This is a genomic window from Paenibacillus taichungensis, assembly GCF_003287275.1.
GTDB lineage: Bacteria > Bacillota > Bacilli > Paenibacillales > Paenibacillaceae > Paenibacillus > Paenibacillus taichungensis_A.
Genome location: NZ_QEVW01000006.1, coordinates 618,194 through 642,868, shown reverse-complemented (window position 1 = coordinate 642,868; position 24,675 = coordinate 618,194). Strand labels below are relative to the sequence as shown.

At 45.4% G+C, this 24,675-nt stretch carries 20 protein-coding genes and 1 other annotated feature; of the genes, 12 read left to right on the top strand and 8 right to left on the bottom strand.

From position 1 onward, the window contains the following. Positions 1-120: 120 nt before the first annotated feature. From DC345_RS12020 to DC345_RS12010, 3 genes are read left to right on the top strand one after another with little or no spacing between them, the layout of a single operon-like run. On the top strand, positions 121-1,218 hold the full coding sequence (locus DC345_RS12020) for a bifunctional glycosyltransferase family 2/GtrA family protein (RefSeq protein WP_113053286.1): 1,098 nt from the start codon (positions 121-123) through the stop codon (positions 1,216-1,218). Beyond that, positions 1,218-3,509, top strand: a complete 2,292-nt coding sequence (locus tag DC345_RS12015; RefSeq protein ID WP_181586565.1) for a glycosyltransferase family 2 protein — start codon at positions 1,218-1,220, stop codon at positions 3,507-3,509. The genes DC345_RS12020 and DC345_RS12015 overlap by 1 nt, the downstream gene beginning before the upstream one ends. Positions 3,510-3,520: 11 nt before the next feature. Then, positions 3,521-5,374: a hypothetical protein gene (locus DC345_RS12010; protein ID WP_113053284.1), complete on the top strand. Its 1,854-nt coding sequence runs from the start codon at positions 3,521-3,523 to the stop codon at positions 5,372-5,374. Between the two features lie 149 nt (positions 5,375-5,523). Here the strand turns inward: DC345_RS12010 and DC345_RS12005 are convergent, their stop codons facing one another. Next, positions 5,524-6,285, bottom strand: a complete 762-nt coding sequence (locus DC345_RS12005) for an SDR family oxidoreductase (RefSeq protein ID WP_113053283.1) — start codon at positions 6,283-6,285, stop codon at positions 5,524-5,526. A 16-nt stretch (positions 6,286-6,301) separates the two neighbouring features. Then, entirely contained in the window at positions 6,302-6,688 is a 387-nt protein-coding gene (locus DC345_RS12000; protein WP_113053282.1) for a MerR family transcriptional regulator, read from the bottom strand. Positions 6,689-6,930: 242 nt separating this feature from the next. Here DC345_RS12000 and DC345_RS11995 point away from each other — a divergent pair, with 242 nt between their 5' ends. Both DC345_RS11995 and DC345_RS11990 read left to right on the top strand, forming a co-directional pair. Continuing rightward, positions 6,931-8,070: a 5-methyltetrahydropteroyltriglutamate--homocysteine S-methyltransferase gene (locus tag DC345_RS11995; protein WP_113053281.1), complete on the top strand. Its 1,140-nt coding sequence runs from the start codon at positions 6,931-6,933 to the stop codon at positions 8,068-8,070. Between the two features lie 273 nt (positions 8,071-8,343). Next, positions 8,344-9,561 (top strand): sensor histidine kinase, encoded by a 1,218-nt coding sequence (locus DC345_RS11990; protein WP_113053280.1) that lies wholly within the window; start codon positions 8,344-8,346, stop codon positions 9,559-9,561. A 118-nt stretch (positions 9,562-9,679) separates the two neighbouring features. Here DC345_RS11990 and DC345_RS11985 read toward each other — a convergent pair whose 3' ends face one another. Genes DC345_RS11985 through DC345_RS11970 form a run of 4 tightly spaced genes read right to left on the bottom strand, consistent with a single transcriptional unit; the run spans position 9,680 to position 13,644 of the window. Then, positions 9,680-10,498: an ABC transporter ATP-binding protein gene (locus DC345_RS11985; protein ID WP_113053279.1), complete on the bottom strand. Its 819-nt coding sequence runs from the start codon at positions 10,496-10,498 to the stop codon at positions 9,680-9,682. Then, positions 10,498-11,529 carry a FecCD family ABC transporter permease gene (locus tag DC345_RS11980; protein WP_113053278.1) on the bottom strand — a complete coding sequence of 344 codons (1,032 nt, stop codon included), beginning with the start codon at positions 11,527-11,529 and terminating at the stop codon, positions 10,498-10,500. The genes DC345_RS11985 and DC345_RS11980 overlap by 1 nt, the downstream gene beginning before the upstream one ends. Further along, positions 11,526-12,566, bottom strand: coding sequence for a FecCD family ABC transporter permease (locus tag DC345_RS11975; RefSeq protein ID WP_113053277.1), 1,041 nt, complete (start codon positions 12,564-12,566; stop codon positions 11,526-11,528). Before DC345_RS11975 ends, DC345_RS11980 begins: the two co-directional genes overlap by 4 nt. After that, positions 12,559-13,644, bottom strand: a complete 1,086-nt coding sequence (locus tag DC345_RS11970) for an iron-siderophore ABC transporter substrate-binding protein (RefSeq protein WP_113053276.1) — start codon at positions 13,642-13,644, stop codon at positions 12,559-12,561. Before DC345_RS11970 ends, DC345_RS11975 begins: the two co-directional genes overlap by 8 nt. Positions 13,645-13,938: 294 nt before the next feature. After that, positions 13,939-14,174 (top strand) — a binding site (T-box leader). Positions 14,175-14,218: 44 nt separating this feature from the next. Between DC345_RS11970 and DC345_RS11965 the strand changes: the two genes are divergently transcribed. Continuing rightward, positions 14,219-15,028, top strand: coding sequence for a GNAT family N-acetyltransferase (locus tag DC345_RS11965; RefSeq protein WP_113053275.1), 810 nt, complete (start codon positions 14,219-14,221; stop codon positions 15,026-15,028). Between the two features lie 101 nt (positions 15,029-15,129). Here the strand turns inward: DC345_RS11965 and DC345_RS11960 are convergent, their stop codons facing one another. Then, positions 15,130-16,173, bottom strand: a complete 1,044-nt coding sequence (locus DC345_RS11960; protein WP_113053274.1) for a hypothetical protein — start codon at positions 16,171-16,173, stop codon at positions 15,130-15,132. Positions 16,174-16,337: 164 nt separating this feature from the next. Here DC345_RS11960 and DC345_RS11955 point away from each other — a divergent pair, with 164 nt between their 5' ends. The 3 genes from DC345_RS11955 (at position 16,338) to DC345_RS11945 (ending at position 18,484) form a co-directional block, all read left to right on the top strand. Next, positions 16,338-17,090: a leucine-rich repeat domain-containing protein gene (locus tag DC345_RS11955; protein ID WP_113053273.1), complete on the top strand. Its 753-nt coding sequence runs from the start codon at positions 16,338-16,340 to the stop codon at positions 17,088-17,090. 184 nt (positions 17,091-17,274) lie between these two features. After that, complete coding sequence (locus tag DC345_RS11950; RefSeq protein ID WP_113053272.1) at positions 17,275-17,724, top strand: RrF2 family transcriptional regulator; 450 nt, start codon at positions 17,275-17,277, stop codon at positions 17,722-17,724. A gap of 115 nt (positions 17,725-17,839) precedes the next feature. After that, positions 17,840-18,484: a nitroreductase family protein gene (locus DC345_RS11945; protein ID WP_113053271.1), complete on the top strand. Its 645-nt coding sequence runs from the start codon at positions 17,840-17,842 to the stop codon at positions 18,482-18,484. Between the two features lie 213 nt (positions 18,485-18,697). Here the strand turns inward: DC345_RS11945 and DC345_RS11940 are convergent, their stop codons facing one another. Then, on the bottom strand, positions 18,698-19,789 hold the full coding sequence (locus DC345_RS11940) for a GntR family transcriptional regulator (protein WP_064641501.1): 1,092 nt from the start codon (positions 19,787-19,789) through the stop codon (positions 18,698-18,700). A gap of 394 nt (positions 19,790-20,183) precedes the next feature. Between DC345_RS11940 and DC345_RS11935 the strand changes: the two genes are divergently transcribed. The 3 genes from DC345_RS11935 to araA all read left to right on the top strand — a co-directional run bounded on the left by DC345_RS11935 (position 20,184) and on the right by araA (position 24,369). Next, a complete protein-coding gene (locus tag DC345_RS11935) occupies positions 20,184-21,809 on the top strand; it encodes a xylulokinase (RefSeq protein WP_113053270.1) in 1,626 nt (541 codons plus the stop codon). A 175-nt stretch (positions 21,810-21,984) separates the two neighbouring features. Then, the gene (locus tag DC345_RS11930; protein WP_113053269.1) at positions 21,985-22,680 is read left to right on the top strand and encodes an L-ribulose-5-phosphate 4-epimerase; all 696 of its coding nucleotides are present in this window, start codon (positions 21,985-21,987) and stop codon (positions 22,678-22,680) included. 270 nt (positions 22,681-22,950) lie between these two features. Beyond that, positions 22,951-24,369 carry an L-arabinose isomerase gene (gene araA, locus DC345_RS11925; RefSeq protein WP_113053268.1) on the top strand — a complete coding sequence of 473 codons (1,419 nt, stop codon included), beginning with the start codon at positions 22,951-22,953 and terminating at the stop codon, positions 24,367-24,369. The last annotated feature ends 306 nt before the right edge of the window (positions 24,370-24,675 follow it).

The window sequence follows — 24,675 nt, the reverse complement described above, 5'->3', positions numbered from 1 at the left end:
TATACAACTTTTTTACCAAAATATATACAAGTTGTTCGTTTACTGTCTACTCTTTCGATGTTATACTCACAGTATTCAAAAAGAATTTGTGAAAATATGTCGAATTGAGGCTTAACTAGGATGATTATAGATAAAACTGAAGACGGCAAAACGATCATCCTTATTCCATCGCTTGAGCCAGATGAGAGACTTCCAGCCTATGTACGGCAATTGCGAGAATATGGCTTGACCCATATTGTCATTGTGGACGATGGATCTGGTGAGGCGTATCAGTCGATTTTCGAAGAGCTGGGTGAAAACGGGTGTGTTTTGCTGCGTCATGCGGAAAATCTGGGAAAGGGTGCTGCACTTAAGACCGGATTTAAGTATATCGGAGAGCAGTTCGATGCATCTTCGTTCGTCGTCACTGCGGACTCAGATGGGCAGCACGCAGCAGAGGATGTATACAGACTTGCGAAAGAAGCCAGGCAGCATCCTGACTCATTGGTTCTTGGGGTAAGAAACTTCAGTGAGGGAGGCATACCGCCGAAATCCTTGCTGGGTAATCGAATGACGTCCTTTATATTTGCTATGCTTTACGGCAAAAAGCTATCAGATACCCAAACCGGGCTTCGAGCCTTTGGCCCCGGACTGCTAGCTTTCATGCAAGATGTTCGCGGCACTCGTTTTGAATACGAGCTGCAGATGCTCATCTCGTGTATTCAGTCCGGTATACCGATTCATACCATGCCGATTCAAGTCATCTATGAGAATGGAAATGCAGGCACACACTTTAAAGCGATTCAGGACAGCGCTCGGGTGATGGGTGTGCTGTTCTCCAACTTCCTGCGGTTTATTTCCTCTTCAGTTGCGAGTTCTGTCGTTGATTTGGGAATTGCATGGTTTTTGATCGACTTTTTGCGGCCTATATTGGGTCAGCAGGATTATCTAAGGATTCTGCTCGCAACCGTGATTGCGAGAATTATTTCTATTGTCGTCAACTATGTACTGAATAGGTATTTTGTATTCCGCAAAGAGGATAGCCAGGGCAGTCTATGGCGCTATTTGACGTTGTGTGGATTCGTGATTGTGCTGTCCAGTACGGGGGTATATTTGTTCCATACGATTTTCTTCGTGGATGAGAAAATCGCGAAATTTGTCTGTGATGCCTTGCTGTTCCTGCTCAGTTTTCAATTGCAGCGAAGATGGGTATTTGCGGCAAGGAGGGAGCAGCTGTAGTGCAAAACGAAAAAAGGCAACATATTTTCTTTGTCATCACCATGATCCTGATGTCGATTTATTTGTTATGGCGGATGTTCTTTACACTGCCATGGGGAGAAGGCGTACTGAACGTCATCTTCGGTATGCTCTTAATTGTGGCTGAGACGGTAACCGTACTGACCACCTTTGAATTGTTTTTTCAAAAAATGCAAAAGGAACGTACGCAGCTCGACTTTCCCATCGTCCCTCCCGATTTTTATCCTCATGTGGATGTGTTCATTGCCACCCATAACGAGCCGGTTGATCTTTTGTATAAAACCGTCAATGCTTGTACGTTTATGGATTACCCTGACAAGCAGAAGGTTCACATCTATCTGTGTGATGATGGAGCACGGCCTGAGGTGGAGGAGCTAGCGAAGCAGTTTGGCGTAGGATATCTGGGTTTCCCCGGCAACAAGCATGCCAAATCAGGTAACCTGAATAATGCCCTGAGCAAAACCTCTTCTCCACTCATTGCAACCTTTGATGCAGATATGATTCCGCAGCACACCTTTTTGATGAAAACCGTCCCGTATTTCCTGCTCTCCACGTTTATAGAAGAGAAAGGGAGATGGCGGCTTCGTCGTGAGGATGAAATAGATAAAAAGTTCAAGCTGGGGCTGGTACAAACCCCTCAAAGCTTCTATAATCCGGATCTGTTTCAGTTTAACTTGTATGCAGAGCAGGGCATTCCGAATGAACAGGATTTCTTCTCCAGAGAAGTGAACATCCTGCGTAATGCCTCCAATGCGGTAGCCTATACCGGAAGCAATACGATCATTTCCCGGCAAGGTATGGAAGACATCGGCGGTTTTCCGCTGAATACGATCACCGAGGACTTCGAGACAAGCATCCGCTTACAACAGGAAGGCTATATTACCTATGCGACTCAAGAGGTTCAAGCTGCTGGACAGACGACAACAACAGTTCCTAGCATGATCAAGCAGCGAATTCGTTGGGCAAGGGGTATTATTCAGAGCTTGCAGAATACGCGCGCACCCTTATCCGAGAAACTTCCTTTCTGGACAAGAATAACCTATGTGAGTAGTTTTCTGTACTGGTGGTCTTTTTTCAACCGATTGATTTTTATTTTGGCACCTATTTTATTTGCTCTCTTCGACTTTAAGATTGTAAACACGACCTTCTGGCAAATCTTAATATTCTGGCTTCCGTCCTATTTCTTCTACAGCGTATCGATGCGTTATCTGTCGAGCAATATTCGGAATCAGCGCTGGAGTCAGGTTATTGATACGATATTTATGCCTTATCTGATATGGCCGGTTCTCCTCGAAACGTTGGGCATCCGCGAGAAAAAATTCAAGGTTACGAATAAAAGCAGAGCGAAAGGCCGGAAATGGATGTCTGCTCTGTTGTATGCACTCCCGCATATCTTCCTGCTTTTGCTTTCAATTGCGGCTGTGATCCGATATGTTAACGGCAAGTATGGCATCGCGCTGTTCTTCAGCAGTATCATTATTTTCTGGCTCATTCATAATATGATTGCGCTGTGTTATGCCCTATTCTTCATGATCGGCCGCCGTGCGTATCGGGAGACAGAACGCATTCGGGCACAGGAGGATGTCATGATCCACGATCAGGACACGGATCTGCGCTATCAGGCCAAGACAGTAGATGTATCTGAACAAGGTATTGCCTTTTATGTCCCGTATCCCATTTATCTGCCTGAACAGAAGACGATCTCTCTGGTCGTAAAATCCGAGCGGTATGAGGCCAATCTCCAAGCGGTCATCGTTTATGTGAAACAGGATGGGGAAGGCTGGCGTTATTCCGCGACGGTTCAGCCGATTGATGAGACGGATAACCGTCAATACATGCAAATCATCTATGACCGTAAACACTCGCTGCCAGAGCAGATGAACCTGTGGGATACGGCTTACGACGATATGCTTCGCAATGTGAAAAAACGTATTGTTCAACCTAGATCGGATCAGCGAAAAATGCCGAGGCTTTCCCTTCAGCTTCCAGTTCATTTCACCAACAATGCTGGATGCACGCTGCGCAGCTTTAATTATCGTTTCTTTTCCGCCACAGGTCTTCATGGTGATATTGCGGCAGGAGCGATCGTTACTTTTTATACGAAGAGTAATATTGAAGTCATTTTGCAGCATACAGGGAAAACAACAGCCAATCGTCGCGAAGTGCTTCTCTCGGTGGAGAATATTGATGATATCGTGGAGCGCGGTTTGATTGATCAATTACTGAGTGATTTGACCCATCCACATGCCGAGCGTTTCACCAGAGAGGGTTAGGAGAGATAGAGATGCTGTATATGCTTCAACTTGTGATGGGAGTTTTATTGATATTCTCCTTTATTGGTTACATGCAGTTTGTTCGAAAGGCACTATCTATACGTTGGGAGTTCATCCCTGTATTTGTGTTTTCCTCCATAGCATGTATTGTCTTTCTTAGCGGTTTGGCAGGGCAGCTCTACATTGGCAGCCTTGTCCTTCTACTCGTCGGATTACTATTGTATGGAGGAATGGTGTTTCTCGGAATGCGCCGAGGGGCATCCTTTCGCATTTCTTTTTCCTTATTCCAGTTTTCATTCCTGGCAGGGACATTCATTTTCTTACTGGTACTCTTCCAAAATCAATTGACGCACTACGATAATTTTTCCCACTGGGCGATTGTCTTGAAGCAGATGCTTAGCACAAATGCTTTTCCGACACCGGATTCGAACCTAATTGATTTTAAAAATTATCCACTAGGAACCTCATCTTTTATTTATTACGTCTGTCGCTTCATGGGGCATGACCAGTCTGTGATGCTGCTTGCACAAGGTCTGCTGATCTTTTCCTGTTTTTACGCCATGTTTGGCATCGTTTCCGAGAAGAAACGTTTTCTGCTGTATGCGTTTCTTGGACTTGGGTTATCCACGCTGTCTTTCTTCAACCTTACGATTCGGATTACCAACCTGCTCGTGGATTTCCTGCTCCCCATCTATGCGCTCGCTATCCTGGCCGTAGTATACCAATATCGTCATGATATCAAGCGAGCATGTATCATCATGCTCCCGCTTGCAGGTGTGCTGACTGTCATTAAAAGTACAGGCATTATTTTTGCAGCCATCGGCCTGATCTTTCTGGTGTATGCATGGCTAAAACACAGACAAAAGTTCAGTTGGAAAACTGCACTTACTGTTATTGGCACCATCTGCGGTACACTGATTCCATACTTCGGCTGGAGCTTGCGTATGGCAACGGTGTTTCAGGGCGTCGATAACAAATTTGATGTGGCTACTTCGGGGATTCAATCCGGTAAAACGGCGGAGCAGATGCATGAGATTCTGTGGCTGTTCTTAAAATCGAGTACGGATATTACGACACGGCCGGTTATCGGTATTGTCATTTTCGAGATTGTAGCGATTACGGCTTCGGTATTTGCCTATGTGGTGCTCAAGAAGAAGTGGAATTTGTGGAAAGCACTGATTGCACTGGATGTTGTATTGTTGCTGTATTATGCAGGTATTCTGGCGTTATATCTCTTCTCCATGCCGATGGATGAGGCGATCGTACTGGCCGGTTTTGAGCGTTATGCCTCGAGTATTGTGGTACTGTTCGCCGGTGGATTGGTGCTGTGCGCTGCAATTGACCTAGAGCGTTCATTCCACTATCGGATTGGTGAAGTGCCTGACTATCAAGCCTTCAAGACGGTCGAGACGAAGGGGCATTATCAAAAAGGAATCATCGGCTGTATGGCGATTGCAGCGACCATTCTTTTGTCGGAATACAACGGGATTGTCTCGATTGCCAAAACGTACGATACAACGCTCCCTTACAAAATCCATGCGGTTACCGGCGATCGCTGGTATAAAGGTGGTCAGGAGGACAACAACAGATATCTGTTCTATGCCTCGGATAAGGACCAGCAGGTCACGAATTATTACATGCAGTATGTCGGGAAGTATTTCTTGTATGCCCCGCATGTGGATGGGATCGTGTTGTTCTATGAGGATAATATGGACAATCTCCTGAGCGGATACGATTATCTGGTCGTCGTGGAGACGGATCGAAACGCAAAGTGGCTGCTGAAAAAGCACTATGGCATTGACATGCAAGAGGGAATCTACAAGATTACCCGTTCCGGGGAACAGATCATTCTTACGTTGACCTGAGATCAACATGATAATGGACTGTTCACGGGTCAAGGATAGCATGAAAAAGAGGCAGATGCGGCGTTTAGCTTGCATCTGCCTCTTCTATTTAAAGCACACGAAAGTATGTGATGAACCGATTCAATAGCAGCACATGACTCGCAGGCGAGTTATTCAATGAGGTTTTTCGTTGCGTTATACATCTGTTTGGCGTATTCATCGACTTCATCTCGGGACATGCGTATGCGGGCAACAGAGGTACCGTATCCAATTTCCTTATGACCTTCTTGTAATCCTTCGAAAATTCCATCTGCAAAGGCATCCAATGGCTCTCCATGCGTATGCAGTCCTGCTCCACCCAGATCTGTACTTACTGCCGGAGGAGCAACTTCAATGACCTCTACAGACGTATCCGAAAGCTGATGTCTCAGACTGATCGTAAAGGAGTGAAGTGCCGCTTTGGTTGCTGAATATATCGGAGCAATGGCAAACGGTGTAAAGGCTAATCCCGAGGTAACGTTAATAATTGTGGCTTCTTCTTTGGTTGCAAGATAAGGAGCGAACAGCATGGACAGATGAAAAGGAGCTTCAATATTCGTTGTAATTTCCTTGGCAAAATAACTCCAATCATTCTTCGCATCCGCTGTCAGGATATTAAAACGTTGTTGAATACCGGCATTGTTAACTAACACATTCACTTCCGGATAGTTCGCGGTTACCCAATCAAACAATGCTACCCGCTCGGATTCAATATTCAGATCATTTACATACGTAATAAGGCGGGGGTGTATTTCTTTCGCATGTTGAAGTACAGCTTCACGTCGTCCAGTAACAATAACTGTATTTCCAGATCTTAAGAAGCGTTCTGCAAATGCTAATCCGATCCCAGAGCTTCCACCGGTAATGAGTATTGTATTTCCCGAAAGTTTCATTAGAGTAACTCTCCTCTTAGGTATCTTTTTCTTCGTTTCTTTCCTGTATTTGACGGGTGTAACGTGTAATTTTAAAATCTACTCCCTTGAGGGATTCCTGCATCAACGAAATTTCATCCAGCACTGCCTGCTTGTGATTTTGCATCATTTCAAGCCTTGCCTCAAGCGTACAGTTCCCTTCTATGATCCAATCCATATATTGCTTAATCTGACTAATGGGCATATGCGTGTTTTTTAAACAAACAAGGGTTTCCAATAAAGCCATCTGAACTTCTGAAAATAATCTTCTGCCAGCATCATCACGCTCAATCATAGGCAGAAGTCCTTTTTTTTCATAAAAACGTAACGTTGAATCTGGAATATTCAATTGAGCTGAAGCTTCGCTAATGGAAAAGTACTTCATGTTGGAGACCTCCAAATAGGTGTTAACTCTGTCGACAGGAATAGCATACGACTTAAACTATGGTTTAAGTCAATAAGGTAATTAAATTTCTCTTTTGGATGGACTAAGCCTGACGGGTAAAAGGAAAGTTGAACTCAGCTATAGCTAATAACTATAACCTGCTATAGTCCTTTCATATAACAGTAAATCCGATCGGATATGTTATATTTAATCTTATAATTAATTTACGGGGAGATTAAACGATGAGCATTCAAACAGAACCTAAACAGCGGACTGTCACTCCATTTCGATATGATATTGTAGGCAGCTTCTTGCGCCCAACCACGTTGAAAGAGGCGAGAGCGAAATACCAAAACGGTGAAATTACTTCTGGGCAACTAGAGGAAGTAGAAAACGCTGAGATTGTGAAGCTCGTGCAGAAACAAAAAGAAGTTGGCCTTCAAGCTGTAACTGACGGGGAATTCCGTCGCTCTTGGTGGCATCTGGACTTCTTCTGGGGACTTGACGGTGTTGACCGGACCATCATTGATCAAGGCTATGAGTTTAACGGTGCCAAATCCAGACCCGAAACAGCACGTCTGACGGGCAAAGTAAGTTTCAGCAGCCATCCGTTTGTTTCACATTATGCATTCTTAAAAAGCGTTGCTGGGGATGACGTCGTTGCGCGTCAATCCATCCCTGCTGCAGCACAGTTCCTGTTTGAATTGGACCGGGCAGAAAATAAGGAAAGTACGCAAGCCATTTACCCGAACCGGGAAGAACTTCTTTCGGATATTGCCAAAGCTTACAAAGAGGCGATTCTGGCCTTGTATGCAGTGGGATGCCGAAGCGTTCAAATTGACGATTGCACGTGGGGCGCACTCTGCGACCAGCAGTTCATGGCATTCATGGAGCAGATTGGCGTAAATGTGGCCGATTATGCGAACGAACTTGCAAAGTTGAACGAGGAAGTTGTATCCGGTTTGCCGGAGGACCTCGTCGTAACGACACATGTATGCCGTGGGAATTACGTATCAACATATGCCGGTGTTGGTGGAGGTTATGAGCCGATCGCGCAAACGCTCCTGAACATTGATAACTACTCCGGTTACTATCTGGAGTTTGATACTGAACGGGCAGGCGATTTCAAGCCACTTCGTTTCCTGAAGGACAACCAACAGGTTGTGCTTGGTTTGTTCTCTTCCAAATTTGGTGAGCTTGAAAATAAGGAAGATATTCTGAAGCGTATCGAAGAAGCGAAGCAATATGTGGATCTTGATCGGATTTGCCTGAGCCCGCAATGCGGATTCGCTTCCACAGAAGAAGGTAATCATCTGACAGAAGAGCAGCAGTGGCAGAAGCTTGCGTTTATCAAGGAAATTGCAGAAGAGCTCTGGAAATAATCCATAAGCTGAAAGCATTTTTTTACACGGGAGTAGCCGTACGGACAGTGATCCGTACGGCTACTTCGCATTCTAAGCCTTGCCTAAGTATGACCAATGGAGGGTTTATATTGTAGGGAATCGTTTATTTCAAATTTTCATATTGTATAGCTAGTTAAATGAGATACAATGCTATTATAGATAAGGGCATCCAGTTGGATGCCTTTAAATATAGGAATGAAAAGGATTACATACATACCGAAGGTGTCGACATTAATTTAAAGTGGTGAGTGAATGAAAGAATTGTACAGTCAGGTGAACCGAAAAACATATTATATTTCCATGTTAACTCTCATTGCTCTTATGCTATCTGGATTAATCCTATCAACGACAGAATTAAGCGGAATTACAGCAGGGTATGTTATCCATTTTTTGTGTGTAGCCATTCTAGCGGTTTGTTTGTTGATCTACCCAAAACATGAAACCTATGTTTTCAGAAAGATCATTATTCTATTTGGTTTTGCTTATTTCTATACCCTGTTCTTCTTATATCCAGAGACCTGGACTACGTACATTCTCATTTGTCTGATTCCCTCACTTGCCATTTTGTTTTTTGATTTAAAATTGTTTTATTTCTCCATCATTCTGAATGGATTTTTAATTTTAATTACGTTTGGCTATATCATCCTGATTGATCAGGGTAATATATATTCGTATTTACATCATGACATCCTAGGCAATCTCATTAATATTATAGCGAGTCAGATTTTATTATTTCTCATTTTCCATTTGTCCTTTAGTCGTATGAAAAAACAGCAGCTCTATCATGAACAATTACAACAATCGGAACGACTGAAGATGATAGCCCATTTGACGGCTGCTGTTGCGCATGAGATTAGAAATCCAGTCACCGTTGTTCGAGGATTTTTGCAGTTATACAGAGAAGATCCTGCATTTGATGATCCAGTCAAAAGCAAGTTCAAATTAATGATTGATGAGTTAAATACCGTTGAACAGATTACCTCACAGTTTCTAACCCTTTCCAAGCCCAATAGAGATCAGAAGCCGGAAAAAGTAGATGTGAACGATGCCCTTCAGAGTGTAACAGGTCTGGTCCGTTCCTATGCGATGTTATCTGATAACCAGCTGCATATTGAGGCAGAAGAGAGTTGCTTCATTTTTATTAATCCAATTGAGTTTAAGCAGTTGATGATGAATTTAATTAAAAACGCATTGGAAGCTTCGAATATGGGGAAACCCGTCACTGTGATTGCCAAGAGGAATCAACATTATATTGAGATCAAAATCATTGATGAAGGGAGCGGAATGTCAGAGGATGAGGTGAAGTCGCTCGGGACGCCGTTTTATTCATTAAAAAGTAATGGCACCGGACTAGGATTAATGATCTGTTTTAATATTGTAGAGAAATATGACGGGGAAATTAATTATGAGAGCATGAAAGGTGTAGGGACGACCGTTACGATTCGTTTTTTGGCTACGGATGGGAAGTAAAGCATACATGAGGGGTCTTATGTTAAAACCTTATGATAAATGAAGGGCGAGTTAGCGTCAGTCGTGACAACGGCGCTAACTTGCCCTTTTAAAGTTAGAGAATTGTTTGGTTTAAAACCTAATAGGAAGTTATCTCATGATTCACGTGATATCGCCCTTTTGGTACGACCATCGGAGATCCCGAGATCGGGTCATCAATAACCGTGCAATCCAGGCCGAAGATGTCTTTGACCCGTGTGCTTGTAATGACCTCTGCGGGTACGCCTTCAGCGACAAGCTTACCTGTATGAAGAGCGAAAATATGGTCTGCATAACGCGCGGATAAGTTGATGTCATGAAGGACCATTACGATCGTTGTTCCGTGTTTGCGATTAAGCTCCGTGAGCAGGTCAAGAATCTCGACTTGATAGGTGATATCCAAAAAGGTTGTCGGCTCGTCGAGAAACAGGATGTCCGTTTGTTGAGCTAATGCCATGGCAATCCAGACGCGTTGTCGTTGGCCGCCTGAGAGCTCGTCAATATTATGATTGGCAAACTCGGTGATATTCATGATGGTCATTGCTTCGGCAACGGCCTCGTAATCCTTTTTGGTCCAGCCACTGAACATGGATTGGTGCGGAAAACGTCCTCTGCCGACCAAATCAGCTACAGAGATCCCTTCCGGGACAATGGGAGACTGGGGTAGCAGCCCCACCACACGAGCCAACTGCTTGGGTGGGATTTTGGATAAGGGCTTACCGTCTAAAGTGACCTTGCCGGATATGGGTTTGATTAGTCTGGCCATCGTTTTAAGAAGCGTAGACTTACCGCATCCGTTGGATCCGATAATAACGCTTATCTTATGACTGGGTATAACGAGGTCCACACCATGTATAATCGTTTTGTTCTCATAGCCTGCGACGAGTTGTTCGGCTTGAAAAACATGTGTTGCTTTCATTATAGTTCCCCCTTTCGATTCATTCGGATTAACAGGAAGATCAGATAAGGCGCTCCGAGTAATCCGGTAATGATGCCTACGGGGAATCTGTACTCAAAAGCAAATTGTCCGATGAGATCGGATGCCAGGACAAGGTTGACACCAACAAGACCTGCCGGAATAATGTTGGAGGAGCCCACACCGACGAGTCTTTTGGCAATAGGGCCCGATAGGAATGAGACAAAAGCGATCGGACCTGTGGTAGCCGTAGCAATCGCAACCATACAGACAGAGCTTACAATAAGTGCAATTCTGGTCTTGTCCGTATCTACACCCAGGGAAAATGCCGATTGTTCTCCAAGCTCCAATATACTAAGATGTTTGCCCAGCAAGATGATGATCGGCGAACAGATGATGACGGTGATCACAAGAGGCGGAAGCTCGTGGATCTGAGAACCGTTAAGACTACCTGTGAGCCATCTGAGCGCTGAAGGAACATCCTTTTCAGAACTAACCAGAAGAAGATAAGAGATGACAGCATCAAGCATCGCTTGTATACCTATTCCGATCAGAATCAATCGTCCGATGGAAAATACCTTTCCTCTGGAAAGTACATAAATGAACAGAACGGTGACCAGACCTGCAATTACTGCAGCGAAGGACACGACGGCTCCACTAGCATGGAGAATGACGATGCAGAAAACAGCAGCAGCACTTGAACCAGACGTGATCCCTATGACATTGGGGTTTGCAAGGGGATTCCGCAACATGGTCTGGAACGTGTAACCTGCAATACCGAACGCAAATCCGGCAAAAAGGCCAGTCAGCATTCTTGGTAGCCGAATGGTACTTACGGCAAAAGAGACGCCTTTGATTTTTTCACCGGAAAGGGCTAGAATGACATCCTTAACCGGATATATCGTATTTCCTAGTAAAAGCATGGCGCAGCATAGAATGCATGCCAGCACTGCAAGGAGACTAGTGACAAGGATCCATCGGCGGCGTCTTTGACGTCTTCCCGCCATAATAAATTCAATAGAGTGATTGGTCATAATGAACGCACTTTCGATCGGATAGCTAGAATAATGAGTATGGGAGCACCTATAAATGCAGTCACTACGCCGACTTCAAGCTCGCCAGGATTGCTGATGAGCCTGCCACCTACATCGGAGATCGTCAGAATGATGGCTCCGGCGATGGCCGACATCGGTATGACAAAGCGTAAATCAGGCCCAATAATAAGGCGTATGACGTGAGTGGATAACAATCCGATAAAACCAATAGGTCCAGCCAGAGCGGTAGCCGCTCCGCATAACAGTACACCCGCAAGGGCGGAAATAAGCCTCAGTGTTCCGGTTCGAACGCCCAATCCCGTAGCCACATCATCTCCCAGCGCTAACGCGTTGAGTGCCGGAGCAGTAATAAACGCAATGAGAATTCCGATGATCAGAAATGGAATGAACGTGCCGATCCCACTCCAGGTTGCCGAGCCGACACTTCCGACTTGCCAAAACCTGAATTGGTCCATGACATACGAGCGGGGAATCATGATGGCAGTGACCAGAGAAGAAAGAGCAGCGCTTACAGCAGCTCCTGCCAAAACAAGCTTAATGGGCGTGGCGCCGCCACGCCCCATAGAGCCGATTCCGAATACAAACACTGCAGTAATCGCAGCCCCAGCCAAAGCCAGCCATATATATTGCCCCGCGCTGCTGATGTTCAGGAACGCAATGCCGCATACTACAAACAAAGATGCGCCTGTGTTAACACCCAATATACTTGGATCAGCAAGCGGGTTGCGTGTGACGGCTTGCATAATTGCTCCCGATACTCCGAGTGCCACCCCACATAATAAACTGAAGACAGTTCGGGAAATCCGCTTGCGCACGATATTTGCCCCATAGGAGTCTACTTCCGGGTGAAATAATCCGTCGATTAGTTCATGAAACCCCACTGGCCGAGAACCGAGGACCAGTGAGGCTACCACGCTTACGATGAGCAGGATAAAGCAGATGACCAAAACCAGCCCGAAATTTTTCGGGATATTCAAGCGTGGTTGATTGTTATTCGGAATCGATGGACTATTCATTTATTTTATCAATAGCTCCGCCGATTAGTTTCAGATAATCATCAATAGTATAAGAAATCGACAGTGGGTTTGGCGTTCCAGCAGCAACCAAAGGTGTATCTGCTTCGATGAATGCTACTGAACCTCGTTTAACTGCTGGAATTTTACCCAGAAGCGGATCAGCCTGAAGGGCTTTCAACAACTCGGCATTTCCGTATCCAACAAGGATATCTGCATCATTAAGGGCTTCAGCATTCTCAGCACTTAGACTTAGGGAGTAGCTGTTAGGGTCCGTAATTTGGCTGGTGATGCTCTCTGGAACAACCAGTCCCAACTCATTCAGGAATGAGACGCGGGAGTCTACAGGTGTATAAATGTGCAATTTAGACATATCTTCAGCTGAGAAGTTTACCCAAACCACTTTTTTGTCTTTAATCTGAGGGTAGGCACTTACTTTTTCATTAATCATGGCCTCAGTGTCTTTAATCAGTTGCTCGCCTTCCGCTTTCATGCCCATTCCTTCGGAATTGAAGAGAACCTGTTCACGCCATGTTGTTGCCCAAGGAGCAGTCGGATAAGCTACTACTGGAGCGATTTCGCTGAGAAGATCGTAGTCTTCCTGAGTAATACCGGAGTAAGCTGCAAGAATGACATCCGGGTTGGAATCGGAAATGGCTTCAAAATCAAGACCGTCTGTATCTTTGAAAACATTCGGGTCTGTTACGCCGAGATCTTCGAGTTTTTTTGCAGTCCAAGGCAGCAATCCGCTGTCATCCTGAACGCCAAAGTTCGCTGCCGAGAAGCCTACAGGAACTTGTCCAAGAGCGAGAACGACATCATGGTTAGCCCATTGAACCGTAGCTACACGCTCAGGCTTTTTCTCAATAACGGTTTCTCCCAAAGCGTGCTTGATGGTAATTGGATATTCGGTATTCTCATCTTGAGCGGCTGGTGTTTCGGTAGTTTCGGTAGTTGATGAATCACTCGCAGCCGGAGAAGCTGCAGGAGTTGTCGGCTTGCTGCCACAACCTACGAGGGCCAGGATCAGCACTACCGAAATGAGTAGTGTCATTAAAGAGAGCTTTCTTTTCGTGTTCATGTGTTTCCCCTTTCTAATCTGTAATATATTTGTTGAATCTGACTATCTGGCTGTGAAAACTCATCAAAAAAGATGAATATAAAACGTTTTACATATGAGAATGATTATCAACATCAATAAATATATCTTTATTTGAAAGGAAGTGTCAATGAAAAATTTGTAAATGATAACCTTCGGTTGAGGATCAATTTCTTCATTAAACAAGCGAAAATCGATTGAAAAGGGCAGTTCCACGACTTGAAGTAATTGACATAATATCCCTTAACCAATATAGTGTATCTAATTACTTTGCAATTAAATGCAACGAAGAGGACAAGTAGGTGCGGAAATGCCATTCAGAGAACTGCCGGTTGGTGCGAGGCAGTGGGTATACGAATCGAAAATCACCTCAGAGCAGGCCTCCGAAATATAGTAGACAGGCCCGGTATTCTACCGTTATATAGAAGCATCGTTGTTGGACGATGGCAGAGAGGGTGTATTCATTCATACACCAATCAGGGTGGTAACGCGGAATAGACTCCGTCCCTAATGGGATGGGGTTTTTGTATTTTTTATGAACCGAGGAGGAATTGGTATGTGGCAAAAGTTTGGTGTAAAAGATCAAGTGCTGCGTCAGAGTATGTTTATGGCCGATGAAGTTCAGTACAATCTTATTCATCGTATTTGCGAGTCAGAGCGTTCAATCTGTCTAAAAGCATCTAATGAAACAATGGTCTTTGCCCAGTCAGAAGGGCACAACGCTTGGTTATGGGTTTCCAAAGAACTTGCAGCTGAACCAAAGAAAAAGCTCTTGCAAGAACTTTTAGAAATTCTCAAGGGAAATGAGCTTCCGGGTATATCAGGAGATCGGACGACTGTTGAACACTTTGCTAAAGTATATTCAGAGGCTAATGGGCTTGAATTTGTCCCTTATATGATTATGGAATCCTACGTTTGTTCACAGGTAAGGAAGCCAGTTCATGTAGAAGGGATATTGCACCTAGCCACAAGACAGCATTTGGAGAAAGTGGCGGAATTTTTAGCTGGCTTCTCAGAGGGAGCTTATGGAGTTAAAGTTGAACCGTCTAGTCAAATCTCAGCAGCAGAGTCGGTAATAGAAACAGGTAATCTGTATCTATGGCTGGTAGATGGTCACCCTGTGTCCATGGCTAATATTGCACATCGCTCTCCGAGACATGCGAGAATTAATGCAGTATACACACCGTCTGCCTTTCGTAAGAATGGATATGCAAGTGCAGTTGTGGCAGAATTATCTTCTATCCTCATATCAGAGAGTTTAGAACCGATGCTATATGCCGATCTGAAAAACCCTGATGCGAATAAGGTTTATCAAAATATAGGTTTTGTTGAACGTGGTCAAGTGGCTGACATTAAATTCAAATAGGAGAAAAGTAGTTTAGAGTATGAACGCCACTGAGAACTAATTATAGCCATGTAAGTGTTTATCATATAATGTTTGGAGTATATCTGAATAAAGCAGCTATATTACTTGCCTACAATGCCAGGATTAGACGATATGATCGCTTCACAAGTCTCCCAAAGTCTAGGTAGGAATTTAGTAACGTCATTGGCGCGACGGATAAGGTCCTTGGTAGAAGCAATACCAAGATCAGCGATAGCTGCTTCAAAGGCTGGAGTTAGTGCTTCTTGTATCCCAGGAGGAGCATCAGCCTCCAGAATTTTATGGCAGCGGGCAAAGGTTGCGACGATCCAGAATACCGCTTCACGATGGAATCCGGACTGAATGAGTGCACGACTACCATCAATGGCAATAGGACGAGCAGTTGCGGTGATGTCGGTACTGAAAAAGAAAGGCGTCCTAGCTGCTGCCGCAGCAATGTCAAATGTGTGGGCGAGTTCTTCTAGATGATACTCGACACGTTGAGCATTCACGTGAGCACAACCGAGCAGCTCCAGCAGATTCTCGTACAGATCGGTGTAGCCGTATTCTTCAAGTACCTCACGTGTAGCAAGGTAGCGGAGGCGCACAGTCGGATTACGAAGCGCTGCAACAAGTAACATATGTGTAGTCACTCCGGTCGGGAACAACCAAGCAGTTACCTTGTCATGCAATGGTGCATCAGCATGTATTTCCCGCAGCCCATTTTCGATTCTTTGCCGAGCGTTTTCGCATCGGCGTTGTACCCATACTTGCTCGGCAAAATGGAGAGATACCTCTTTTTGAAGTCTGGTTAGATGCCCGGTGGGATCAGCAATGATCGTGTCCACACGGAAGCTGCCTGCCAGATGATAGGATGACAGCACCTCTTGGGCTGAGGCGATCTGTATCCAAGACAGATACGTTACTTCGACCAAAGCACCACGGTAGAGAAACTTCCCAAGCTTTAGCGGGGGTGTAGCTTCTTCCGTAATGACCACAACATCGATATCGGAGGTAGCTGACAACTCTTTGTCATCAGGCAAGTCTATTGTTGAACCACTGAAATAGGCCCCTTTGAATCCATTCTCCTTGCTGGCATGCTCCATAACCCACTCATATGCTGCTTTTCGTGCTGACCCGACGTTCATGGATACCCTCCTCCACTTTACTCAATTATGTATTGCCTCCTGACTACTTTATGGACACAGTTGTAGAAAGGAAGTACTATCGTAAAAGATGTTCATTTCTGGAAGCTTTATATTTTATATGATTACAGCTGACACATAATTCAAGATGCTTAAAGGAGACCGATATGCCCACTTCATTTGTAAAAAGGTTAATCGTATTCTGTTTGGTTCTCGTATTATTACCGGCAACAGCCATGTCTGCCGCCCCCGTTATTAAAGATGTGGCTCTGACCAAAGTTATTCGGACAACTTTGAAGATATCTTCAAAAAAAGAATTGAAGTTGAGCGACTTGAAGAAATTAAAATCGATATATGCCGAGGATACCAAAAACAAGATTTCCAACCTGCAAGGGCTTGAAAATGCCGTTAACCTGGTAGATCTAATTCTGCCCGGCCATAATATTAAAAATATTACACCGCTCAGCAAGTTAAAAAAAATAGAATTCCTAGTTCTTGAAGGGAATCAGATCAAAGATCTATCCCCTCTCTCCGGGTTAAGTCGTTTAGAAAGTTTATTGATTAGCGGTAACCAAATTAAAAATTTAGCCCCATTGAAAAATCTACATAAGTTGACCAGTTTGCTTGCCAGCGGCAATCAGGTGGCAGACCTAGGCCCTCTTCAAAAGTTAAATGTAGAATGGATCATCATGAATGACAATAAAATTCAAGATTTGACACCATTAAAGAATCATCCGACATTGGAGTATCTTTATGTGGAGGACAACCTCATTCAGGATATTGAAGTACTCGAGACCATCCCCCATTTAATAGAGGTATCGTTGGCTGGCAATCCATTGAATGAACAGGCTGAGCAGGTTGTGAAAAACCTGGAGAAGAAAGGCATCATTGTGAGTTTGGAAAAGGAAGATGAGGAATAAACCCGAATAATACGAATTCCTCTATGGCAAATAAACCTCGGTTATAGTAACCGGGGTTCTTTGGCGTGTACCTTCTGGCTTACCGTAGCAAGCTGTTGTCTGCAAACCTCGATGCTGTGTTGAAGGGGAGTTGGGGGTTTGCTATAATTCACACAGGACGCAACGAAGAAGGGAGCCCTGTACGATGAAAAAGGCCAAACACACCTGTCCCTCCAATAGCAAGGCATTCGGCTTGGCATTGCAGGCCCTTGTGTTCATGTCTAATAGTTCTAACCGCTATCCAAGTAACAATATCGCCAATCAATTATGCTCAGAAGCAACATTGATTCGCCGAATATTGGCCAAACTTGCTCAAGAGAATATTCTGGAGGTCCGTGAAGGACGCGACGGAGGTTATCGCATGAAGCAGCCACCGGAATCGGTGACACTGGCCGATATATATCTTTCGCTTCAGACCGAGGCATCGCTGTGTGAAGGAATGCTGGATTCCACAGGCGATCACTCCTTTGGTATGCAGATGCATGACATGTTCAATGATATAACGGGGGAAATTAATCATAGCGTGTTGGAAATTCTGAGAAAATACACCATTGCCGACATGGCCAAACGAATGAGTCCGATAATGGAGAATTGACAACATACCCATCCACATATATACTGTGCTTATATTAGCACAGTTAAGTGGTTTATTTTTTTATCTTTAACTGTGCCATATAATACACAGTATAATATATGGGAGGCAAAACGGGATGGAGAGCGTAAAACAAGAGCAAAGCTTCATGGAAGTGGTAAAGGAAAGACGTTCTGTACGGCATTACGATCCTGCGGTCAACATTTCAGAGGAGGAATTGAAAGATATTCTGACTGAAGCAGCACTTGCTCCATCTGGCGCGAATATGCAGCCATGGAAATTCATTGTCTTTAATGATCAGGCATTGAAAGAACAATTGCTTCCCATCGCGAATAACCAGCAGCAGGTGGTAGATGCCTCGGCCGTTATTGCGGTGCTGGGTGATTTGGAGTATATCCAACAGGTGGATTCCGTTTACGACGCTTCTGTAGAAGCTGGTTATATGACGAAGGAAGTTAAGGATTCGTTGGTTACCAACATGAAGGGAATGCTGGGAAGCATGGATTCTCAATATATCAAGGACGGCGTAATATTTGATTGTGGTCTATTATCGATGCAGTTCATGCTCGCAGCCAAAGCGCGTGGTTATGATACCGTTCCAATGGCTGGATACGATAAAAATAAATTTATTGAAGCATTCGATATTCCCGATCGTTATGTTCCAACCATTCTCATTTCCATTGGCAAAGCCTCGCAACCGGGGCATCCGACGACTCGACTGCCCATTGACGAGCTGACGTTCTGGAATGGTATCACAAAATAACGGAGGCCTCTCCATTGGGAGAGATACTCCTTACGAGTTTAGTTCCCGTTTTAGTTAAAAAGAAAGACCAAAGCAAAAAATCTTAGGCTGCCATTACGGCAGCCTTTTCGTATTTCAGCAAGAACATGGTGACCACAGAAAAAAGGCGGGTGGTTGAGATTGTGATATCCCTTTTATGGAGCAATCCCCATTAACCAAACCTCGGTCCCAATACTACTCCAACTCAATCTCTTTCACTGTCTCGCCCTCAACCAGCACGGGCTGGTAATAGGTGTTTGTGGGCAGATCCTTTTTGCCCTGCAGTTTCTTGATGACCCAATCCGCAGCGTCACGGCCCATTTGTTCCTGGGGGTGGGTTAATGTTGTAAGTTTGATGTTTGCGTTCTTGGCGATGTATGAATTGTCCTGGCCGATAATGGATAACTCGTCTGGAATGGAAATGCCAAGCTTTCTACATGCATGTACGACTTCCAGCCCCACCTCATCGTTATAACAGACAAGGGAGGTCAGCGCATCTCTGTTTTCCTCCAGAAACACCTCCAGATTGGTGGAGAGGTCCGGCTTCGATGCCGTATCGAACGAAAGCACTTGCTCGGGATGAAACCGCAACTTGGCTTCGCCCAGCGCTTTGATATATCCCTTCATCCGATACTTCCCTTGTAAATCATCCATTTTCGCGATAATGCCGATCTGGCTATGTCCTTTGGCGATCAGTTCCCGGGTAGCCAGGTAGCTTGACTGCACGTCATCCAGACAGAAGAAAGGCACCTCCAGTTCTTCATAAAAAGCATTGATCATCGTAAACGGTACGTCCTGCTCTTTAAAGGAAAGGTAGTACGCTATGTTGGGGTTGTACAGATTACTCTTGGTCGGTTCGACGATAAGGCCATCCACACCGTAGGACAGCATCATCTCGAGCGCCTTTTTCTCTTGTGCAACGTCGTTGTTGGTGCTGGCTAACAGCAATGAATAATTGTCCTCATTCAATCGGCCTTCAATACCGCGGATAATGGAGGGGAAGATGTAATCGGAGATGTACGTCGTGATGACGCCGATTGTTTTTTTCATCGTGTTCCCGCCGGTTCTGGATCGATACAGATTGCTTACATAGGTTCCGGAACCCTTCTCACTTCTCAAAAAGCCCTCGTTCGATAGCTCCAAAATGGCCTTTCTCACCGTCTGGCGGCTCACGTTGTAGCTGTCCTGCAGTGCGGATTCGGTAGGGATTTGTTCGCCTACGCTATAGGTTCCCGATAGGATATTGCTTTTGATATCGTCAATGATGACCTGATACTTTGGCTTCACGCAGTCCACTTCTTTCATCGTTACTTATCTATAAAAAACATCGTCATATCCATAGTTGTACGTACATATTTTATCATGAATCGATCTGAATGGAAATAAAGCAGCCAGTTTTACAAAATAAACCGTACAATTCCCATCCTTAAACAGAAATGTGTACCCTACAAAATAACCTTTTAAGCACAGAAATGAGATCATTTAGACGTTATATCTTAACTGATGTAAGTATAACTATTATATATTATTGACAAATGTACGTACAAAAAATATACTAAGGCTGTCAGAAAAGGAAAGCGCATTCTTTTCAATGAATCGAAATATGAATCTATTTCAATCATCTTCAAGGCAAAACTATTTTTACTTTACCTACTGTGGTCAGAGAGGGGACTACGTGATCATGAGTCATGTGGATATGAAAGAAGCGATTACCAAGGGAGCTACTTCACTAGGCATCGAGTTTGGATCGACACGGATCAAGGCGGTACTGATTGACGAACGTTTTGAGACCATCGCGTCAGGCAGTTATGAATGGGAGAACCTCCTGAAAGACGGATATTGGACGTATAACCAGGATGATATCATCACAGGTCTTCAGACTGCGTATCGGGAAATGAAGCAAGACGTGGAGCGGAAATACGGAATCACGCTGCAAACGGTAGGCTCCATCGGATTCTCCGCCATGATGCATGGATATATCGCATTGGATAGCGCGGGAGAACTGCTGGTACCATTCCGGACGTGGCGTAACGCGACTACTGGGAAGGCTGCGAGAGAACTGACGGATCGTCTGCAGTTCAATATTCCGGAACGTTGGAGCATCGCTCACTTGTACCAAGCGATCTTGAACGAAGAGGCGCATGTGCCTCGCATCAATCACCTGACAACCTTGGCGGGTTACATACACTTGCTGCTGACGGGCAATAAAGCCATCGGTATCGGCGACGCTTCGGGCATTTTCCCCATCGACGAGCTTACGCATAATTATCATCCGTCCATGATCAAGCAGTTCCATGAACTGATCGCAAGCAAAGGTTATCCGTGGAAGGTCGAGGATCTTCTTCCTAAGGTATATCTCGCTGGTGAGAATGCTGGTGAGTTAACCGAAGCGGGAGCCAAGCTACTTGATCCTTCGAATGATTTGCAGTCAGGCATTCCACTCTGTCCGCCAGAAGGTGATGCCGGAACGGGCATGGTAGCCACGAATAGCGTGAGGAAGCGTACGGGCAACATTTCTGTCGGCACATCCGTGTTCGCAATGATTGTCTTGGAAAAGGAATTATCCAAAGTGTATCCCGAGATCGATATGGTTACGACGCCGGACGGTAGTCCGGTAGGCATGGTGCATGCCAACAACTGCTCCAGCGACATCAACGCTTGGCTTGGATTATTCCGTGAATTTTCTGAGGCAATGGGCTACGAAGTGGATACCGGCAAATTGTTCAGCGTGATGTTCAATAAGGCGTTGGAAGCCGACCCGGATGGTGGCGGTTTGCTGAGCTACGGTTATTACTCGGGTGAAAACATTACGGGCATCGACAAAGGTCGTCCATTGTTCGTCCGCTCCCCGGAAAGCAACTTCAATCTGGCGAACTTTATGCGCACGCATTTGTTCACCGCATTTGGTGCACTCAAGCTCGGCATGGACATTTTGACGAAGAACGAGCATGTGGCGATTGACAGCATTTTGGCTCATGGTGGTCTGTTCAAGACTCCCGTTGTCGGACAGCGGATCGTAGCCGCAGCGATGAATGTGCCAGTGTCCGTCATGTCTACAGCGGGCGAAGGCGGCGCATGGGGCATGGCGCTTCTGGCCTCGTACATGATCAACAAGGATCAGCAGGAGAGCCTGGATGTGTTCCTGGAACAGAAGGTCTTCAGCGATGTTCAGGGTGAGGAAGTTGCACCGGATGCATCGGATGTCAAAGGGTTTGAAGCATTTATCGAACGTTACCGGAAGGGCCTCGCGATTGAGCAGGCGGCGGTAGATCATCTGGTAGAGGATGTTCAAAAAGACCGCTTTTGATTACGAAGGATGCCTAGTGGCATCATCAACATCGAATATGGAATTCAGCCGAAATGTCCGTTGCTCACGTAGCTCTATCTACGCTCCGCTACTCCATTTCTAGCTTTATCCCATCTTCTCGGTACTGAAAACCGACTTTTTGAACACGCACTATTAGAGAACGGGAGGGAATAACATGTTAGAACAACTGAAAGAAGAGGTCTATGAGGCAAATCTGGAGCTGCCGAAGCACGGACTCGTGAAGTTTACATGGGGTAATGTCAGCGCGATGGATCGGGATAGTGGCCTGTTTGTCATCAAACCGAGCGGTGTCAGCTATGACAGGATGAAGCCAAGCGACATGGTTGTGGTGGATCTGGACGGCAATGTGGTGGAGGGCGAAATGAGACCTTCTTCGGATACCGCGACTCACGCGGTGCTGTACAAACATTACCCGGAAATCGGTGGTATTGTGCATACTCATTCCACCTGGGCGACCATCTGGGCGCAAGCTGGTCTGGACGTACCCGTGATGGGGACGACGCATGCTGACACCTTCTATGGTGCCGTACCTTGTGCCCGTTTCTTGAACCAGGATGAAGTTGATCGCGGATACGAAGCGGAGACGGGCCGTCTCATTATTGAAACATTTGAACAGCGCGGGCTGGATGTGATGGCAATCCCGGCAGTTCTGCTTCATGGTCATGCACCGTTCACGTGGGGCAAAGACGCCAAGTCGGCGGTAGTGAACAGCGTCGTGCTGGAGGAAGTGTGCAAAATGAACCTGTATGCGCGGCAATTGAATAACTTTGCAAAAGAACTGCCGCAAGGCATTTTGGATAAACACTATTTGCGGAAACACGGAAAAGACGCGTACTACGGACAGAAGTAATTTGATATGTAGCGATCGGTTGATAATAATTCAAGCGAATAAGTTGTTTGTTACTACTACCAATGAAGTTGTATCAAACTTTTACACGATAACGGAGAGTGCAGTACCAATCTGTAGAAGCAAAGCGCTCGCCTTTATAACCGGATATCATCCTTATTAAAATTGATCAAAGAAATCCGGGGATAACCAGCGATCGGAAGATGGTACTGCAATCGGAGTGGTAAGTGTAACCCATTTGTTCAACTATAAAAATGAAATGAGGATGAATACATGTCAGCAGCTAAACAGTTTTGGTTTGTCGTAGGCTCGCAGCATCTGTACGGGGAAGAAGCGCTGGGTGAGGTTAAAGCCAATGCACAAAAAATCACGGATGCCCTCAATGCAAGCGGCGTTCTGCCGTACCCACTCGTATTGCAGGATTTGGCGGTAAGCGCAGATAAAATCACTAGCATCATGAAAGAAGTGAACTATCGCGACGAAGTGGCCGGTGTGATCACTTGGATGCATACGTTCTCGCCTGCGAAAATGTGGATTCGGGGGACGAAATTGCTGCAAAAACCATTGCTTCATCTCGCGACACAATTCAATGAAAGCATTCCATGGGCGACCATCGACATGGACTTCATGAACCTGAACCAGGCGGCTCACGGTGACCGCGAATATGGCTTCATCAATGCACGCCTGAGAAAACAAAACAAAATCGTCGTTGGTTACTGGGAGCGTCCAGAAGTGCAGCAGCAGGTTGCGGATTGGATGGACGTAGCGGTAGCTTACAACGAAAGCTTCAACATCAAAGTTGCTCGCTTCGGTGATAACATGCGCAATGTGGGCGTAACCGAAGGCGATAAAGTGGAAGCACAGATCCAATTCGGATGGACAGTCGATTATTTCGGTATCGGCGACCTTGTGCAGTACGTGAATGACGTAACAGAGCAAGAAATCGATGATTTGATCGCTCAGTATGCAGAGCTATATGAATTCGATTATGGCACGAACAGCAAAGAAGCTTGGGAAGCTAGCGTACGTGTACAAGCAAGTTATGAAATTGCGATCAAACGTTTCCTGGACGAGGGCGGATACAGTGCCTTCACCACCAACTTCGAAGATCTGCATGGCATGAAGCAACTTCCTGGTTTGGCTGTTCAACGTCTGATGGCTCAAGGGTACGGCTTTGCTGGTGAGGGCGACTGGAAAACGGCTGCACTCGACCGCCTGCTCAAAGTTATGGCCCATAACGAAAACACAGGCTTCATGGAGGATTACACGTACGAGATGGCAGCTGGCCAAGAGGCAATTCTTCAATCCCACATGCTTGAAGTAGACCCGACACTCGCCAGCAACAAACCGAAGATCATCGTGTCCCCACTGGGGATTGGTGATCGTGAAGATCCTGCACGTCTCGTATTCGATGGTAAAGCGGGAGAAGGTGTCGTAGTATCCATGGCAGACTTCGGAACGCATTACAAACTGTTGATCAACGAAGTATCGGCATTTGAACCGACAGTACCAGCGCCTAATCTGCCGGTAGCCCGTGTACTGTGGAATGTGAAGCCTAACTTCCAGGATGGGGTCAGAGCTTGGATCGAGAATGGCGGCGGTCACCATACCGTAGTATCTTTGAACCTGACTACGGATCAAATCGTGACCTATGCGAAATTGGTGAACCTGGAATACGTTGTGATTAAATAGTTTTGTTTTTCATGGACTTATTCATGAACTCATAAAAATTCTTTTCCTTATGGCCGGGGGGTTCCCCGGCCATTTTGTCTTGCTGTGAGACGCTGGGTCTGTGACCTGAAATGGGGCACCAAAGCTAAGATCCTTCTTATTACAAGTACCGGCCGATCATCGTGAAGATCTAAAACAGGAGCTCTTATGTCAACATAATTGAGGTAATACTAACTTTTGGTACTAGTGAATTGAAATGAAATTCGGAGAGTGGTTGTAAAATCCGAGACTCATTTCTCTTTATATCATGAGACGCCGGTGATCGAC

Excerpts from the sequence above, each read along its gene's own strand:
- DC345_RS12020 (WP_113053286.1), top strand. The coding sequence starts at position 121 with ATGATTATAGATAAAACTGAAGACGGCAAAACGATCATCCTTATTCCA.
- DC345_RS12010 (WP_113053284.1), top strand. The coding sequence starts at position 3,521 with ATGCTGTATATGCTTCAACTTGTGATGGGAGTTTTATTGATATTCTCC.
- DC345_RS12005 (WP_113053283.1), bottom strand. The coding sequence starts at position 6,285 with ATGAAACTTTCGGGAAATACAATACTCATTACCGGTGGAAGCTCTGGG.
- DC345_RS12000 (WP_113053282.1), bottom strand. The coding sequence starts at position 6,688 with ATGAAGTACTTTTCCATTAGCGAAGCTTCAGCTCAATTGAATATTCCA.
- DC345_RS11995 (WP_113053281.1), top strand. The coding sequence starts at position 6,931 with ATGAGCATTCAAACAGAACCTAAACAGCGGACTGTCACTCCATTTCGA.
- DC345_RS11990 (WP_113053280.1), top strand. The coding sequence starts at position 8,344 with ATGAAAGAATTGTACAGTCAGGTGAACCGAAAAACATATTATATTTCC.
- DC345_RS11985 (WP_113053279.1), bottom strand. The coding sequence starts at position 10,498 with ATGAAAGCAACACATGTTTTTCAAGCCGAACAACTCGTCGCAGGCTAT.
- DC345_RS11980 (WP_113053278.1), bottom strand. The coding sequence starts at position 11,529 with ATGACCAATCACTCTATTGAATTTATTATGGCGGGAAGACGTCAAAGA.
- DC345_RS11975 (WP_113053277.1), bottom strand. The coding sequence starts at position 12,566 with ATGAATAGTCCATCGATTCCGAATAACAATCAACCACGCTTGAATATC.
- DC345_RS11970 (WP_113053276.1), bottom strand. The coding sequence starts at position 13,644 with ATGAACACGAAAAGAAAGCTCTCTTTAATGACACTACTCATTTCGGTA.
- DC345_RS11965 (WP_113053275.1), top strand. The coding sequence starts at position 14,219 with ATGTGGCAAAAGTTTGGTGTAAAAGATCAAGTGCTGCGTCAGAGTATG.
- DC345_RS11960 (WP_113053274.1), bottom strand. The coding sequence starts at position 16,173 with ATGAACGTCGGGTCAGCACGAAAAGCAGCATATGAGTGGGTTATGGAG.
- DC345_RS11955 (WP_113053273.1), top strand. The coding sequence starts at position 16,338 with ATGCCCACTTCATTTGTAAAAAGGTTAATCGTATTCTGTTTGGTTCTC.
- DC345_RS11950 (WP_113053272.1), top strand. The coding sequence starts at position 17,275 with ATGAAAAAGGCCAAACACACCTGTCCCTCCAATAGCAAGGCATTCGGC.
- DC345_RS11945 (WP_113053271.1), top strand. The coding sequence starts at position 17,840 with ATGGAGAGCGTAAAACAAGAGCAAAGCTTCATGGAAGTGGTAAAGGAA.
- DC345_RS11935 (WP_113053270.1), top strand. The coding sequence starts at position 20,184 with ATGAGTCATGTGGATATGAAAGAAGCGATTACCAAGGGAGCTACTTCA.
- DC345_RS11930 (WP_113053269.1), top strand. The coding sequence starts at position 21,985 with ATGTTAGAACAACTGAAAGAAGAGGTCTATGAGGCAAATCTGGAGCTG.
- araA (WP_113053268.1), top strand. The coding sequence starts at position 22,951 with ATGTCAGCAGCTAAACAGTTTTGGTTTGTCGTAGGCTCGCAGCATCTG.